Raw genomic sequence first — 15192 nt, 5'->3', positions numbered from 1 at the left:
GAGGAAGAACAAATGTCAGTAATGTCATATATTGATGCAATCAATTTGGCGATGAAAGAAGAAATGGAACGAGATTCTCGCGTTTTCGTCCTTGGGGAAGATGTAGGAAGAAAAGGCGGTGTGTTTAAAGCGACAGCCGGACTCTATGAACAATTTGGGGAAGAGCGCGTTATGGATACGCCGCTTGCTGAATCTGCGATCGCAGGAGTCGGTATCGGAGCGGCAATGTACGGAATGAGACCGATTGCTGAAATGCAGTTTGCTGATTTCATTATGCCGGCAGTCAACCAAATTATTTCTGAAGCGGCTAAAATCCGCTACCGCAGCAACAATGACTGGAGCTGTCCGATTGTCGTCAGAGCGCCATACGGCGGAGGCGTGCACGGAGCCTTGTATCATTCTCAATCAGTCGAAGCAATTTTCGCCAACCAGCCCGGACTGAAAATTGTCATGCCATCAACACCATATGACGCGAAAGGGCTCTTAAAAGCCGCAGTTCGTGACGAAGACCCAGTGCTGTTTTTTGAGCACAAGCGGGCGTACCGTCTGATAAAGGGAGAGGTTCCGGCTGATGATTATGTCCTGCCAATCGGCAAGGCTGACGTAAAACGGGAAGGCGACGACATCACAGTGATCACATACGGTCTGTGTGTCCACTTTGCCTTACAAGCTGCAGAACGTCTCGAAAAAGATGGCATTTCAGCGCATGTGGTGGATTTAAGAACAGTTTATCCGCTTGATAAAGAAGCGATTATCGAAGCTGCGTCCAAAACTGGAAAGGTTCTTTTGGTCACAGAAGATACAAAAGAAGGCAGCATCATGAGCGAAGTAGCCGCAATTATATCCGAGCATTGTCTGTTCGACTTAGACGCGCCGATCAAACGGCTTGCAGGTCCTGATATTCCGGCTATGCCTTATGCGCCGACAATGGAAAAATACTTTATGGTCAACCCTGATAAAGTGGAAGCGGCGATGAGAGAATTAGCGGAGTTTTAAAGACGTAAGGGAGGATACAATCATGGCAATTGAACAAATGACGATGCCGCAGCTTGGAGAAAGCGTAACAGAGGGGACGATCAGCAAATGGCTTGTCGCCCCCGGTGATAAAGTGAACAAATACGATCCGATCGCGGAAGTCATGACAGATAAGGTAAATGCAGAGGTTCCGTCTTCTTTTACTGGTACGATAACAGAGCTTGTGGGAGAAGAAGGCCAAACCCTGCAAGTCGGAGAAGTGATTTGCAAAATTGAAACAGAAGGCGCGAATCCGGCTGAACAAAAACAAGAACAGCCAGCTGCTTCAAAAGCCGCTGAGACTCCTGCTGCAAAAAGTACCGAAGCAGCTGATCAGCCCAATAAAAAGCGCTACTCGCCAGCTGTACTCCGTTTGGCCGGAGAGCACAGCATTGATCTTGAACAAGTAACAGGAACAGGTGCAGGCGGGCGCATCACACGAAAAGATATTCAGCGCTTAATTGAAACAGGCGGCGTGCAAGAACAGAATCCTGAGGAGCTGAAAACAGCAGCTCCTGCACCGAAGTCTGCATCAAAACCTGAGCCAAAAGAAGAGACGTCATATCCTGCGTCTGCAGCCGGTGATAAAGAAATCCCTGTCACAGGTGTAAGAAAAGCAATTGCTTCCAATATGAAGCGAAGCAAAACAGAAATTCCGCATGCTTGGACGATGATGGAAGTCGACGTCACAAATATGGTTGCATATCGCAACAGTATAAAAGATTCCTTTAAGAAGACAGAGGGCTTTAATTTAACGTTCTTCGCCTTTTTTGTAAAAGCGGTCGCTCAGGCGTTAAAAGAATTCCCGCAAATGAATAGCATGTGGGCGGGCGACAAAATTATTCAGAAAAAGGATATCAATATTTCAATTGCAGTTGCCACAGAGGATTCTTTATTTGTTCCGGTGATTAAAAACGCTGATGAAAAAACAATTAAAGGCATTGCGAAAGAAATTACCGGTCTTGCCAAAAAAGTAAGAGACGGAAAACTCACTGCAGATGACATGCAGGGAGGCACGTTTACCGTCAACAACACAGGTTCGTTCGGCTCTGTTCAGTCAATGGGCATTATCAACTACCCTCAGGCTGCGATTCTTCAAGTAGAATCCATCGTCAAACGCCCGGTTGTCATGGACAATGGCATGATTGCTGTCAGAGACATGGTTAATCTGTGCCTGTCATTAGATCACAGAGTGCTTGACGGTCTCGTGTGCGGACGATTCCTCGGACGAGTGAAACAAATTTTAGAATCGATTGACGAGAAGACATCTGTTTACTAAATAAGAAAAAAGAGCATTTTTTGAAGTTTTGTTTCAAAAAATGCTCTTTTTCTATTATTCAGCGATTCGTATTTTCATTTCGACACGATATTCTTCTTGTTTTTTCGGGGAGTAATGAATCGGTATGATTAACTCGTATACATCACTGACAACTGTTAATTGGCGGTCTGCGATATACTTGATAAGCTTCTGTAAGTTGAGAAAATAATGTTCAGGCGAAAAATTATACGCGATACACGCATACCTCCCTTTAGGGATCGTTGTGATTTTCATATCCGGCGTAATTGATGAAATCTGTTTATTCGTCAATACAGGCGTGAAAATATGACGGTAAGTCATTTCAGCAATGCTGGTGTAGGGCTGAAAAGAGAAAGTAGCGCCGTAGCTATTGTTCGTAAATCCATCTGCTGACTCGATAAATTTTTTTAATTTGCTGTAGGAGGCGTTGAGCACGTTTTCAGGCCCGATTCCTTCTGCCTCTGTCTGAATGATCCGTATTTCTTCTTCATCTAAAACAAACACCTCACCGAGCGCGGGATATTCCATCTGCCGTTTCATCCGCTTTTTCACCAATGAAATGGTTTGCTCCAGTGCTGATAAAAAGTCTAATTTCTCCCTGATTTGCCTCTCCTGCTCGGTATAAAAAGCAAACAGTTCTTCCATCTCTAAGTCCTGTGCTTTTTTCATCTCTTCTAAAGGTGTGCCGATATATTTCAATGATTTGATCAAATCCAGATGAATGAGCTGAGAATCTGTATAATAGCGGTAGCTGGTATCCGGGTCGACGTAGGCGGGTTTAAATAAATCAATTTTATCGTAATAACGGAGCGCTTTTATCGACACGTTTGCCAGTTTTGATACTTCCCCAATTGAGTAATACGATTCCTTCATGCCATCACTCCTTCTATCATCAGTATAAAGAAGAAGCGCATTCTTTGCAGTACACAAAGAATGCGCTTCTTATCACGTGCTGGCTTTAAGATGTGCAGGCGATTTCCAAGCAATGGTCAGTGCAATCCCTATGGCTAAGGTGACCGTTGCAAAGTAGAAAGGATAGTTTACATCAATATCGAACAGCATTCCGCCGATAATTGGCCCGAATACATTGCCGATACTTGTAAACATTGAATTCATACCGCCGGCAAATCCTTGTTCATTTCCCGCAATCTTTGACAGGTAAGTCGTTACCGCAGGCCGCATGAGATCAAATCCGACAAATACGGTGACTGTCACCAACAGAATCGCAACATATGAATGTACTGTTGTCAGCAAGAATACCAGACTCGTAGAGATAATTAAGCTGTACCGAATTAAATGGATTTCGCCAAACCATCTTGTGAAGCGGTCGAATAAGACGACTTGCGTAATGGCGCCAACAATCGCTCCTCCTGTAATCATAATGGCAATGTCGCTGGCCGTAAATCCGAATTTATGATCTACGAATAATGCAAATAAAGATTCAAATGATGCTAAACCAAAAGACGAAATTAAGATAATGAGAAAAGCTATGAAATACATGGGGGCAAAAATTCGTTTAAAGCCTGTCTTCTGCCCTTTTATTTCCTGATTTTCAGGGTTTCGTTCCGGCTCGCGCAGCGTGAGGATTGATAAAATGGCTGCTAACAGTGCAAAAGCTGCCGCAAAGAAAAAAGGCAGCCGGGAATGGACTTCTGCTAAAAATCCCCCGATGCCGGGGCCGATAATAAATCCTGTTGAAATAGCGGCTGACATATAACCGAGCGCTTTCGGCCGTGTTTTAATGGTCGTGATATCTGCGATAAAAGCCGTGACCCCAGGCATAATGAAGGCTGCGCTGATACCGCCCAGCATACGGGAGATAAATAACATCTCAACTGTTTTTCCAATGCCGAATAAAAACTCCGACACACTAAAGAACAATAGGCCGATCACGATCATGATCTTGCGCCCGAAGCGATCAACCCATCGTCCGGCTATTGGTGAGACAATGAGCTGTGTAATAGCGAAGCAGGCAACCATATAGCCGACCGCGGTCCCTGATAAATGCAATTCATTCATAATGGTCGGCGTTACTGGAATCACAAGCCCGATCCCCAAAAAAGCAATAAATAAATTGGTTAATAATATCGTTAAGGTAATATTTTTCTTCTCCATATGACTTCCCCTTTTTCAAGTGTGTATCCCTTATACTGTAAGACCTCCTCCTAGGGGAGAGTCAACGGATTTGCAAAATCTTTCTAAAGCCTTATGACAGTTATTCATTTGCGGGAACAAGCATGTCGATATGCTGCGGCAGGACCTGAATGACTGCGGGTGTATGTGTATAAACTTCTCCATCCATATCCGCCTTTTTGGCAGTGTCTGTTTCAATCTCGATACGGGAGGCCTGGACATAGGACAGCTCTCCGGTAAAACGATCAATTGAGCCCTGTTCCATGCTCATCAGCTCCCGCAGCGCGGTGAGGTTGGTGTTGCGGCATATGAGAACATCAAGTAAGCCGTCTTCAATACTGGCATCGGGCAGAGGAATTCGATTCGTTCCAATGTATTGGCCATTCATCACAAGCAGCATAACGGCTTCTTCTTTAATTTCTTCTCCATCAATTTTTAATGTCATCGGAAACGATGCAGCGGATGAGACGGTTCGCAAGGCACTTGTAAAATAGCTGATTTTTCCCAATAATGCTTTTTCCGTTTCGTTGATTTGATTCGACGTTTCTGCAATTAAGCCGATCCCCCAGAAATTCAAAAAATAACGGTCATTCATCTGACATACGTCTACGCTGGTTTTTTTTCCTGCCATAAGTGCTTCCGCGGCCTTTGCAAGATTTTGAGGGATGCCAAGCACTCTTGAAAAGTCATTGCACGTGCCGCCGGGCAAAATTCCGACAGCGGGTTTTCTTTCTAGAGCGCTGATAGCATTTATGCATTGATGGATCGTGCCGTCGCCGCCGAGAATGAAGACGGTGTCGACAGAATCATCAATGGATTGGCAAAAATGATACGCATCATCCTTTTTCTTTGTCTGCTTAATAATCACCTCATCTAAATGGTGAGATAAAACCGGCACCACAGCACCAAGTGCTTTTTCTATATTTTTGTTACCGGCATTTCCGTTATGAATCAGTAACGCTTTCCTGTGGCTCATATACAACTGCTCCTTTATTTTACTTCTAGTTATATAATCCCCTTTTTCTGTAAGCAGTAAACGAAGAGCAAAAAAAGTGCACGGCGAAGCAAAGTCATTTGCCGATATGGACGTTTCCTTGCTATCATAAGAACAGATGATGAAAAAGGAGAGGTCTTCATTGAACATGGACTTTAATTTATTTATGAATGATATTGTTCGCCAAGCGAGACAAGAAATAACAGCTGCCGGATACACCGAGCTTAAAACAGCCGAAGAGGTGGATGAGGCACTTACGAAAAAAGGAACGACGCTCGTCATGGTAAACTCTGTTTGCGGATGCGCCGGAGGAATTGCAAGACCGGCAGCCTACCATTCCGTTCACTATGATAAAAGACCTGATCAGCTCGTCACCGTTTTTGCCGGACAGGATAAAGAAGCGACAGCGCGTGCGCGTGACTATTTTGAAGGTTATCCGCCATCTTCTCCGTCCTTTGCGATTTTGAAAGACGGAAAGATCATGAAAATGGTAGAGCGCCATGAAATTGAAGGCCATGAGCCGATGGCCGTAGTGGCAAAGCTGCAGGAAGCCTTTGAAGAATATTGTGAAGAAGTATAAGACGAACAACCCGGATGCTCAAAGCAGCCCGGGTTTTTTTGTGCATAAATTTCCAAGGATATATGAATAAATATTAAGGGGTTATTCAATCGGATTGTATAGCGATTTAATTTTTATCTAGTAATATCAGAAGAGATCACTGGAAAGATAAGCTTAAAGATAATTTTTAAAAATAGTATTGCATAAAAATGAGAAACTGTTTAAAATACAAATTAACGAATAAATATTCAAATACACCAAAAGTAATGAATACGGGGGAAATGGATCATGAAAAAATGGCTCTTATTACTTGTAGCTGCTTGCATCACCTTTGCATTAACTGCGTGCGGCTCAAGCAATTCAGGTTCAGAAAGCGGAAAGAAAAAATTAATTATGGGTACTTCGGCGGATTACAAACCGTTTGAATATAAAGAAGGAGATAATATTGTCGGCTTTGATGTAGAGCTGGCAAAAGCTCTGGCAAAGAAGGCAGGCTATGAAATTGAAGTGCAGGATATGGACTTCAACAGCTTAATTACAGCGCTTAAATCAAAACAGGTGGATCTCGTTCTGTCAGGAATGACACCAACGCCTGAGCGTAAAAAACAAGTTGATTTTTCCGATGTGTATTACACAGCGAACCATATGATTGTCAGCAAAAAAGACAGCGGCATTCAATCTTTGAAAGACCTGAAAGGAAAAACAGTTGGCGTTCAGCTTGGCTCTATTCAGGAAGAGAAGGGGAAAGAGCTTTCTCCGGAATATGGTTTTAAAACAGAAGACCGCAACAGAATTTCTGATTTGGTGCAGGAAATCAAATCTGACCGTTTCGATGCCGCGATTATTGAAGACATTGTTGCAGAAGGGTATTTCAAATCAAATGATGACCTGCAAGGCTTTGTGATTCCTGATGCGAAAGCGGAAGAAGCCGGTTCAGCAATTGCTTTCAGAAAGGACAGTGAACTGACAGACAAATTCAATAAAGCGCTCAAGGAAATGGAAGATAACGGAGAGCTTGAGAAATTGAAGAAAAAATGGTTCACTGGCGAGAAGTAAAAAAAAGCGGCTCAACTTTTTCGTTGAGCCTTTTTATTGAATAGGAAACTTTTTTCCTGTAAGAAAAGGAGACAAAGGCTATGAATTTGGATTTTTCAGCAACGATCCCCCAAATTCCTTTTATATTAGAAGGCTTGGCAATTACATTAAAAATTGTTGTTGTATCTGCTATTATCGGACTTATACTCGGTATTGTGCTAAGCTTATGCAAGATCAGCACATTCCGCCCGTTTATCTGGATCGCTGATTTTTATACATCAGTGTTCCGAGGCACGCCTTTAGTGCTGCAGCTTATGATTGTCTATTTTGGCCTTCCTCAGCTGCTCGGATTTCAAATTGACCAGTTTTGGGCTGCGGTTGTCGCATTGTCTTTGAATTCCGCCGCTTATGTATCGGAAATTATCAGAGCCGGAATCAATGCCATTGATAAAGGGCAAAAAGAAGCTGCTGTTGCACTCGGTGTCCCGTATGGAAAAATGATGAAGGATCTGCTGCTGCCGCAGGCCTTCAAAAATATATCACCTGCAATTGTGAATGAATTAATTACGTTAACAAAAGAATCGGCAATCGTCACCGTCATCGGGCTTGGTGATGTCATGAGACGCGCATATCAAGCTGGCGCCGCCACTTACAATTACCTTGAGCCGCTCATTATCGCGGGATTGATTTATTATGTGCTTGTCCTGATTTTAACGTTTATCGGCAAGGCTGTAGAAAGGAAGCTGAAATCCAATGATTAAGGTTGAAAAGCTGTCAAAATCATTTGGGAAACACGAAGTATTAAAAAACATTTCAACAACAATCGCTGAGGGTGAGGTTGTTGCCGTGATCGGTCCTTCAGGCTCAGGCAAATCAACGTTCTTACGCTGTTTAAACCTGTTGGAAAAGCCTAACGGCGGAACCATTACAATAAAAGACACAGAGATTACGAAGCCGAAAACCAACACATTAAAGGTCCGGGAAAACATCGGGATGGTTTTTCAGCATTTTCATCTCTTTCCGCACAAAACGGTTCTCGAAAACATCATGTACGCGCCTGTCAATGTAAAAAAAGAATCAAAACAGGCTGCACAGGAGAAAGCTGAGGACCTGCTCCGCAAAGTCGGTTTGTTTGAAAAGCGAAATGACTATCCAAACCGTTTGTCTGGCGGACAAAAACAGCGTGTCGCGATTGCCAGGGCTCTTGCGATGAATCCGGACATCATGTTGTTTGACGAGCCGACCTCCGCCCTTGATCCAGAGATGGTCAAAGAAGTGCTACAGGTGATGAAAGAGCTGGTCGAAACCGGCATGACCATGGTGATTGTCACACATGAAATGGGCTTCGCAAAAGAAGTGGCAGACCGTGTGCTGTTTATGGACCAAGGAATGATTGTCGAAGACGGCAATCCGAAGGAATTTTTTATGTCGCCAAAATCCAAAAGAGCGCAGGACTTTTTAAAGAAAATATTATAGAATATAAAAAAGAAGAAGGCTGGCCGCCTCTTCTTTTTTATTGAAGAAACAAATAGAAATGGAGTCCGACATGTTTAAAATTGGTTACCGCACAACAAAGACCGCGCTTGGAACAGCTTTGGCTATTTATATAAGCCAGTTATTGCATTTGCAAAACTTCGCATCAGCAGGAATCATCACCATTTTGTGTATACAAATCACACAAAAACGGTCGCTTCAGGCCTCATGGGCTCGCTTTGCGGCATGCTGTCTGGCAATTGTTTTTTCTTATCTCTTTTTCGAGCTTATTGGCTACCACCCGTTTGTGATCGGAGCGCTTCTTTTGATATTCATTCCGATAACGGTTCTGTTAAAAATTAACGAGGGTATCGTCACCAGTTCTGTTATTATCCTTCATTTATACATGTCCGGCGGCATTACGCCTACTTTCATCTGGAATGAAGTTCAGCTAATTACGGTCGGCATCGGCGTCGCTCTATTGATGAACTTGTATATGCCGAGTCTTGATCGGAAGCTGATTGCTTACCGTAAAAAGATAGAGGATAACTTTGCTGTCATTTTTGCAGAAATCGAACGGTATTTGTTAACTGGTGAGCAAGATTGGTCAGGAAAAGAAATTCCGGAAACGCACCAGCTTATTACGGAGGCTAAAAACCTGGCATATCGAGATGTGCAAAACCACATTTTGCGTTACGAAAATCTGCATTATCATTATTTTAAAATGAGAGAAAAGCAATTTGAAATTATCGAACGCCTTCTCCCTAAAGTGACATCGATCTCCATCACGGTAGATCAGGGAAAAATGATCGCTGAATTTATTCATGATTTGCGGGAGGCGATACACCCTGGGAATACAGCGTACAAATTTCTGAAAAGACTTGCTGACATGAGAAAAGAATTTGAGGAGATGCCGCTTCCGGCGACTAGAGAGGAATTTGAAGCGAGGGCCGCTCTCTTCCACCTTCTCGGCGAAATGGAACAATATTTAGTGATTAAAAGTTATTTTAAAGGAATAAAAGCGCAAAAATCACTCGGATGATTCGCATGAGCTCTTCCTTCATTGGTCAACCTAATGAAAAAGGAGGAGCTTATGCGTTTTTTCTTATGTTCGATTTTCATGATGATTTCACCGATTTGGCCGCTCGGCGAAAATCCGCTGCCGGGTGATCCGTATGTTATTGTCAACAAGCGAACAAATGAACTTGCTGTTATCCTCGACAACAAAGTAGAAGGCGTGTATAGTGTGGCGACTGGAAAAACAGATGATTTGACGCCTGAAGGAGAGTTTTCGGTAACGGTAAAAGCGGAAAATCCTTACTACAGAAAGAAAAATATTGAAGGGGGATCTCCTGATAACCCGCTTGGGGCAAGATGGATCGGATTTGACGCGAAAGGAACGGACGGGCGGATTTATGGAATTCATGGGACAAACCGAGAGGAATCAGTAGGAAAATTTGTGTCTAACGGCTGTATACGTATGCATAACGATGAGGTCGTTCATTTGTTTCAAACGATACCAATAGGAACGAGAGTACTGATCACGGACGACAACCGCTCTTTTGAGGAGATTGCCATCGAGCATAAAGCTCTGATAAAAAAGCAGGATATTCCCATTGAATAAGGCGCCTGCTTTTTTATCGTTATAGAAACATGACGATTCCTGAGAGTACAGTTGAAAGAATAAAAACTCCCAAAATCACGATCAAAACGCTTTTCATCAGTTTTTGAGACATGATTTTCACTCCTTAAACAATCTGTCTATATTTTAGCGTGTTTTGAATGGGCGGACAAGCGATATCTATTAGCGAAAGCAGGGATGAAAATGAACAGGCTTGACCATATCGGGATAGCCGTTTTTTCGATAAAAGATGCAAGAAGCTTTTATGAAAATGTATTGGGGCTTGCATTTCTTCATCAAGAAACGGTTGAAGAGCAAAAGGTGAATGTTGCTTTTTTTCAAGCTGGTAGCGTCAAACTTGAGCTGATAGAGCCGTTGACAGCTGACAGCCCCGTCCATTTATTTTTGGAGAAGAAAGGGCAGGGACTGCATCATATTGCGTTTTTGTGCATCTGCCTATCTGAACAGCTTCAAGCATTGTCTGATCAGCATGTTCAATTGATTGACAGGTTTCCAAGACAGGGAGCGAACGGGAAAAAGATCGCGTTTATTTCCCCTCGGGAAACAAACGGTGTTCTTGTAGAGCTTTGTGAACCGAAAGGAGACCAACACAATGAGCATGAATGAGCACATGGATCATTTATACACGAAACGCAAGCAGGCAGAAGAAGGCGGAGGACGGGAAAAGCTGGCTCAGCAGCGGCAAAAGGGCAAGCTCACTGCTCGGGAAAGGATCATATTTCTTCTAGATCAGGACAGCTTTATCGAATTACACCCCTTCATGGAAAGTCAAGTGTTAACAAGAGAACAGCGCATGTTAGGGGATGGGGTCGTGACAGGGTACGGCACAATTGACGGTCGCTCAGTTTATGTATTTGCGCAAGACTTCACAGTGTACGGAGGGGCGCTTGGCGAAACCCATGCCAGGAAAATCTGCGCTTTGATGGATCTGGCAGCAAAAAATAAGGCGCCGATTATCGGGCTGAATGACTCAGGTGGTGCGAGAATTCAAGAGGGTGTGTTATCATTAGATGGATACGGTCACATATTTTACCGAAACGTCTTATATTCCGGAGTCATTCCGCAAATATCGGTTATTTTAGGGCCGTGCGCTGGAGGCGCTGTATATTCTCCGGCACTCACAGATTTTATATTTATGGCTGAACAGACCGGCCGGATGTTTATTACCGGCCCGAAGGTGATTGAAAAAGTGACAGGGGAACAGGTTGATGCGGAGAGCTTAGGCGGAGCGGGGATACATAATGCCGTCAGCGGAAACGCCCACTTTTCCGGGCATACGGAGAAGGAGGTTCTGACAGGGGTGAGAAAACTGCTGTCTTATTTGCCGCTGAATGGCCGGACAACAGAGCCGAAGCCAGAGAAAGAGGCGTCCAGACCGTTATTAAACCGTCTTGTCCCTGCTGATACGACAAAGCCTTATGATGTTCGGAAGGTGATTAGGGAGCTGGCTGACCCGCAATCTTTTTTTGAGATTCAGCCATTTTTTGCGAAGAACATTGTCATTGGGTTTGCAAGGCTGGGTGAAAAAGCAATCGGCATCGTGGCGAGCCAGCCGAAGCATCTGGCGGGAAGCCTGACGATTGACGCTGCTGATAAAGCAGCAAGGTTCATCCGTTTTTGTGACGCATTTGATATCCCGCTGTTGACTGTCGAAGATGTCCCGGGGTTTCTGCCGGGTATTCAGCAAGAGCACAACGGAATCATCAGGCATGGAGCAAAATTATTGTTTGCTTATGCTGAAGCGACTGTCCCAAAAGTCACACTCATCATTAGAAAAGCGTACGGCGGCGCCTATGTGGCCATGAACAGCAAAGCGATCGGAGCGGACCTTGTGTTTGCATGGCCGAATGCTGAAATCGCAGTGATGGGTCCAGAAGGTGCGGCATCGATTTTGTATGAAAAGGAAATCAAAGCTTCAGCTGACCCGCAAAAGACGAAACGCGAAAAAACAGCTGAATACAAAAAGCAAAACGCCGGCCCATACAAAGCGGCCGCTTGTGGAATGGTCGATGACATCATTTTGCCGGAAGAATCAAGGGGAAAACTGATTCAAGCTTTTCATATGCTTGCACATAAGACAGAAGAGAGACCGAAAAAAAAGCACGGTAACATACCGCTTTAATATGGAGGGACTTACAAATGGTGAATGAAAAACGCCTGCTGGAAGAATTTTTAGAGCTTGTCCAAATTGACTCAGAAACAAAGCACGAAGCTGAAATCTGCAAAGTGCTGAAACGAAAATTTTCTGATTTAGGTGTGGACGTTAAAGAAGACGATACAATGGATATCACGGGCCACGGAGCCGGTAACCTGATTTGCACGCTAAGAGGGACAAAACAAACAGATACGATCTATTTTACATCTCATATGGACACAGTTGTACCTGGAAACGGCGTAAAACCAGTTGTAGAGAACGGTTACGTCAAAACTGACGGCACGACGATTTTAGGCGCTGATGATAAAGCGGGATTGGCTGCAATGTTTGAGGCGATTAAGGTGCTGAAAGAAGAAAACATTGAACACGGCACGATTGAATTCATCATCACAGTAGGGGAAGAATCGGGTCTGATCGGAGCGAAGGCTCTTGACCGTTCTATGATCACTGCATCCTACGGCTATGCCCTTGATTCAGACGGAAAAGTCGGAAATATCATTGTGGCCGCGCCGACACAGGCGAAGGTAAGAGCGGCAATTTTCGGGAAAACCGCTCACGCCGGGGTTGAACCTGAAAAAGGCATTTCAGCGATTACAATCGCTAGCAAAGCCATTTCAAAAATGCCATTGGGCCGTATCGATGAAGAAACAACAGCTAATATCGGCCGGTTTGAAGGCGGCACACAAACAAACATTGTGTGCGACGAAGTTCATATTCTTGCTGAAGCGCGCTCTTTAGTTCCTGAGAAAATGGAAGCTCAGGTTCAAAAAATGAAAGCTGCTTTTGAAGAGGCAGCTGCTGATATGGGCGGACGCGCAGAAGTCGAAATTGAGGTTATGTATCCGGGCTTTAAATATCAAGACGGCGACCAAGTTGTTGAAATCGCGAAAAAAGCGGCTGCTAAAATCGGACGTCCAAGCGAGCTGCAAACGAGCGGCGGCGGAAGCGACGCGAACGTAATCGCTGGTCATGGCATCCCGACGGTCAATCTTGCTGTCGGTTATGAGCAAATCCATACAAAAAATGAAAAAATGCCGATCGAAGAGCTCGTTAAAACGGCAGAAATGGTTGTTGCCATTATTGAAGAGGCGGCAAAATAAAAAAAGAAAACCCGAGTGCGATTTCCCGCATCGGGTTTTTTTAGCTCCATTTCCTAAGCGGCCAAAATAACACATCCTGTTTTTTAGCATAATGAAGCAAGGGGTCTGACTCCGGCAATGTAATACCGTGAGCATCAGTCACCGTATTGACTGAAATTTCTGCTTCGGCGTTTTGCAGCAGCCACGGATGATGATGGATGTCTTCGTAATAGAGCTTATTGCGATAAGTGGTGTAGAGCCTGTATCGTTCTGTCAGCCAGTAATCGAGCGAATCCTTTTCTGCTGTAAAAGGCGCTGAAATGGGCCGGTATGCGGCGTGGAATGCTGCTTCTTTGTCATTTTTCCGCTTGCTGACATAGTCAATGGCATCACCGTTTTTTTCGGACTTCATATCCGCGTAAAAATAAGGCAGATGAAAGAATGTGCGAGCGCCAAGGACCGCCAGACGATGATCGGCATCTAAGCTAAAAAAATAAATGCCGGGCTTGCCTTTATACGTGACATAGGTGCGGAGGTTAAGCTCAGGAAATGCACGCGCACCGGGAATGGCAGGAAGATAACGCGCCCTCAGGTTCGTGAGCATAAAGGGAAGCATGCTGATCCAAGCTTGCCCGTTATATGTATCTAATTCTAAAACGGACGGTACCAAAGCGCGAAGGATAGAAACATCAACAGGCCAGTGGGCAAATAAGACATCATTCCAGGTTTGTCTCATGATCCAGATTCCATCAGGTACAGAAATATTTTTTTGCTGAAAGCGTTCCGTCAACGTATATGCTCCTTTCGGTTGGAGGTGAGTAAAGGTATTCCCGATTTCCTTCTTTTTAAACGATACGGCTATTTTTTAGGATGGCCATTTCTGCTTCAGCCATGATAAACAAGACTGTTTGGCGCGGTATGCTTTGCAAGTAACAAAAAACAACCCCGGCTTTTCGCACGGGGTTGCTTTTTTATTTCACCGACTCAGTAAGAGCGGCTGTTTTTTTGCTTTTATGATGCGTCATCTGAAGGACGATGTTTTGCACTGTCAAAAACAGTCCGCTTGTAAACCAGTACAGCGGAAGGGCTGCCGGAACATTAAGCGAGAAAATCGTCATCATCACAGGGAAGATGAACACCATCAATTTTGCGGATTGCTGTGCCGCAGGGTTTTGCGGGACAGCGGAATATTTCGCGCTCAGTTTTTGAGCGATATAGGCTTGGACAAAATACATAATCCCTGCACTAAGGGACATGAGAATATCAGATTGCCCTAAACTGAACCATAGAAACGAGTGTGACGCAATTTCAGGTGTTGAGCGAATCGCGTAATAAAGCCCAATCATAATCGGAGACTGAATCAGCATTGGAAGACAGCCCATCGCAAGCGGGTTGATATTATGCTCCTGATACAGCTTCATCATTTCCATTTGCAGCTCTTTTTGCTTTTCCGGGTCCTTCGTCTTTTTCAACTTAACCTGGATACTGTCAACCTGAGGTTTAATAACGGCCATTTTCTCTTGGAAGATGCGCTGTTTTTTGAACTGATTGACAAACAAAGGCAATACAACTATACGCACAATAATGGTTACGAGGATAATAGAGAGTCCGTATTCTCCGTGAAACAGCCCGGCAACACCCTTAAGCAGAGCGGAAAACGGTTCGATTAAATAATCGTGGAAAAAACCTACGTTGCTGAGGCCTCCCACCTGATTAGTCGCTGCAAATGCAGCATTGCCCGAGCATAATACGATCAAAAAGATACCCATAGCCAAAAGTTTTTGATATGTTTTTAACAATTTTGTTCTCCT

Annotated in this window: 17 protein-coding genes; 11 read left to right on the top strand and 6 right to left on the bottom strand. The window is 44.1% G+C overall.

Annotated elements, in window-relative coordinates; all coding sequences use genetic code 11:
- Positions 1-12: 12 nt before the first annotated feature.
- Both bfmBAB and bfmBB read left to right on the top strand, forming a co-directional pair.
- Positions 13-996: a 3-methyl-2-oxobutanoate dehydrogenase subunit beta gene (gene bfmBAB, locus MKX38_RS11790; protein ID WP_004398638.1), complete on the top strand. Its 984-nt coding sequence runs from the start codon at positions 13-15 to the stop codon at positions 994-996.
- Positions 997-1018: 22 nt separating this feature from the next.
- Complete coding sequence (gene bfmBB, locus MKX38_RS11785; RefSeq protein WP_339187224.1) at positions 1019-2293, top strand: branched-chain alpha-keto dehydrogenase complex dihydrolipoyllysine-residue (2-methylpropanoyl)transferase; 1275 nt, start codon at positions 1019-1021, stop codon at positions 2291-2293.
- A gap of 54 nt (positions 2294-2347) precedes the next feature.
- Here the strand turns inward: bfmBB and bmrR are convergent, their stop codons facing one another.
- From bmrR to MKX38_RS11770, 3 genes are all read right to left on the bottom strand, one after another.
- Positions 2348-3184 carry a multidrug efflux transcriptional regulator BmrR gene (gene bmrR / locus MKX38_RS11780; RefSeq protein WP_339187222.1) on the bottom strand — a complete coding sequence of 279 codons (837 nt, stop codon included), beginning with the start codon at positions 3182-3184 and terminating at the stop codon, positions 2348-2350.
- A gap of 72 nt (positions 3185-3256) precedes the next feature.
- A complete protein-coding gene (gene bmr / locus MKX38_RS11775; protein ID WP_339187219.1) occupies positions 3257-4426 on the bottom strand; it encodes a multidrug efflux MFS transporter Bmr in 1170 nt (389 codons plus the stop codon).
- Between the two features lie 100 nt (positions 4427-4526).
- Positions 4527-5420: a diacylglycerol kinase family lipid kinase gene (locus MKX38_RS11770; protein ID WP_029317938.1), complete on the bottom strand. Its 894-nt coding sequence runs from the start codon at positions 5418-5420 to the stop codon at positions 4527-4529.
- A 160-nt stretch (positions 5421-5580) separates the two neighbouring features.
- Between MKX38_RS11770 and brxB the strand changes: the two genes are divergently transcribed.
- From brxB to MKX38_RS11740, 6 genes are all read left to right on the top strand, one after another.
- Positions 5581-6018, top strand: a complete 438-nt coding sequence (brxB, locus tag MKX38_RS11765; protein WP_003226477.1) for a bacilliredoxin BrxB — start codon at positions 5581-5583, stop codon at positions 6016-6018.
- A gap of 267 nt (positions 6019-6285) precedes the next feature.
- Complete coding sequence (artP, locus tag MKX38_RS11760) at positions 6286-7053, top strand: arginine ABC transporter substrate-binding protein ArtP (protein ID WP_004398706.1); 768 nt, start codon at positions 6286-6288, stop codon at positions 7051-7053.
- A gap of 80 nt (positions 7054-7133) precedes the next feature.
- Positions 7134-7793, top strand: a complete 660-nt coding sequence (gene artQ, locus MKX38_RS11755) for an arginine ABC transporter permease ArtQ (protein WP_003230340.1) — start codon at positions 7134-7136, stop codon at positions 7791-7793.
- The gene (gene artR / locus MKX38_RS11750; protein WP_032730384.1) at positions 7786-8508 is read left to right on the top strand and encodes an arginine ABC transporter ATP-binding protein ArtR; all 723 of its coding nucleotides are present in this window, start codon (positions 7786-7788) and stop codon (positions 8506-8508) included. Before artQ ends, artR begins: the two co-directional genes overlap by 8 nt.
- A 70-nt stretch (positions 8509-8578) precedes the next feature.
- Complete coding sequence (locus tag MKX38_RS11745; RefSeq protein ID WP_167408273.1) at positions 8579-9547, top strand: aromatic acid exporter family protein; 969 nt, start codon at positions 8579-8581, stop codon at positions 9545-9547.
- Between the two features lie 51 nt (positions 9548-9598).
- The gene (locus tag MKX38_RS11740) at positions 9599-10129 is read left to right on the top strand and encodes a L,D-transpeptidase (protein WP_017696449.1); all 531 of its coding nucleotides are present in this window, start codon (positions 9599-9601) and stop codon (positions 10127-10129) included.
- A gap of 19 nt (positions 10130-10148) precedes the next feature.
- Here MKX38_RS11740 and prli42 read toward each other — a convergent pair whose 3' ends face one another.
- Complete coding sequence (prli42, locus tag MKX38_RS11735) at positions 10149-10241, bottom strand: stressosome-associated protein Prli42 (RefSeq protein ID WP_003226489.1); 93 nt, start codon at positions 10239-10241, stop codon at positions 10149-10151.
- Between the two features lie 89 nt (positions 10242-10330).
- Here prli42 and mce point away from each other — a divergent pair, with 89 nt between their 5' ends.
- Genes mce through MKX38_RS11720 form a run of 3 tightly spaced genes read left to right on the top strand, consistent with a single transcriptional unit; the run spans position 10331 to position 13402 of the window.
- Positions 10331-10753 carry a methylmalonyl-CoA epimerase gene (gene mce, locus MKX38_RS11730; RefSeq protein ID WP_339187215.1) on the top strand — a complete coding sequence of 141 codons (423 nt, stop codon included), beginning with the start codon at positions 10331-10333 and terminating at the stop codon, positions 10751-10753.
- Positions 10746-12269, top strand: a complete 1524-nt coding sequence (locus tag MKX38_RS11725; RefSeq protein WP_074794484.1) for an acyl-CoA carboxylase subunit beta — start codon at positions 10746-10748, stop codon at positions 12267-12269. The genes mce and MKX38_RS11725 overlap by 8 nt, the downstream gene beginning before the upstream one ends.
- A 17-nt stretch (positions 12270-12286) precedes the next feature.
- On the top strand, positions 12287-13402 hold the full coding sequence (locus MKX38_RS11720) for a tripeptidase T (protein WP_029726746.1): 1116 nt from the start codon (positions 12287-12289) through the stop codon (positions 13400-13402).
- A 40-nt stretch (positions 13403-13442) separates the two neighbouring features.
- Here MKX38_RS11720 and MKX38_RS11715 read toward each other — a convergent pair whose 3' ends face one another.
- Positions 13443-14171, bottom strand: a complete 729-nt coding sequence (locus MKX38_RS11715; protein ID WP_338382625.1) for a DUF2071 domain-containing protein — start codon at positions 14169-14171, stop codon at positions 13443-13445.
- A gap of 181 nt (positions 14172-14352) precedes the next feature.
- Entirely contained in the window at positions 14353-15180 is an 828-nt protein-coding gene (locus MKX38_RS11710; RefSeq protein WP_003230359.1) for a membrane protein insertase YidC, read from the bottom strand.
- Between the last annotated feature and the right edge of the window lie 12 nt (positions 15181-15192).

The organism is Bacillus sp. FSL M8-0025 (genome assembly GCF_037975475.1).
Taxonomy (GTDB): Bacteria; Bacillota; Bacilli; order Bacillales; family Bacillaceae; genus Bacillus; species Bacillus subtilis.
The sequence above is the reverse complement of the archived record's forward strand: the minus strand, read 5'-3'. Positions and strand labels throughout refer to the sequence as shown.

Bases quoted from the DNA above. Each gene is read 5' to 3' on its own strand.
- bfmBAB (WP_004398638.1), top strand. From the start codon at position 13: ATGTCAGTAATGTCATATATTGATGCAATCAATTTGGCGATGAAAGAA.
- bfmBB (WP_339187224.1), top strand. From the start codon at position 1,019: ATGGCAATTGAACAAATGACGATGCCGCAGCTTGGAGAAAGCGTAACA.
- bmrR (WP_339187222.1), bottom strand. From the start codon at position 3,184: ATGAAGGAATCGTATTACTCAATTGGGGAAGTATCAAAACTGGCAAAC.
- bmr (WP_339187219.1), bottom strand. From the start codon at position 4,426: ATGGAGAAGAAAAATATTACCTTAACGATATTATTAACCAATTTATTT.
- MKX38_RS11770 (WP_029317938.1), bottom strand. From the start codon at position 5,420: ATGAGCCACAGGAAAGCGTTACTGATTCATAACGGAAATGCCGGTAAC.
- artP (WP_004398706.1), top strand. From the start codon at position 6,286: ATGAAAAAATGGCTCTTATTACTTGTAGCTGCTTGCATCACCTTTGCA.
- artQ (WP_003230340.1), top strand. From the start codon at position 7,134: ATGAATTTGGATTTTTCAGCAACGATCCCCCAAATTCCTTTTATATTA.
- artR (WP_032730384.1), top strand. From the start codon at position 7,786: ATGATTAAGGTTGAAAAGCTGTCAAAATCATTTGGGAAACACGAAGTA.
- MKX38_RS11745 (WP_167408273.1), top strand. From the start codon at position 8,579: ATGTTTAAAATTGGTTACCGCACAACAAAGACCGCGCTTGGAACAGCT.
- MKX38_RS11740 (WP_017696449.1), top strand. From the start codon at position 9,599: ATGCGTTTTTTCTTATGTTCGATTTTCATGATGATTTCACCGATTTGG.
- prli42 (WP_003226489.1), bottom strand. From the start codon at position 10,241: ATGTCTCAAAAACTGATGAAAAGCGTTTTGATCGTGATTTTGGGAGTT.
- mce (WP_339187215.1), top strand. From the start codon at position 10,331: ATGAACAGGCTTGACCATATCGGGATAGCCGTTTTTTCGATAAAAGAT.
- MKX38_RS11725 (WP_074794484.1), top strand. From the start codon at position 10,746: ATGAATGAGCACATGGATCATTTATACACGAAACGCAAGCAGGCAGAA.
- MKX38_RS11720 (WP_029726746.1), top strand. From the start codon at position 12,287: ATGGTGAATGAAAAACGCCTGCTGGAAGAATTTTTAGAGCTTGTCCAA.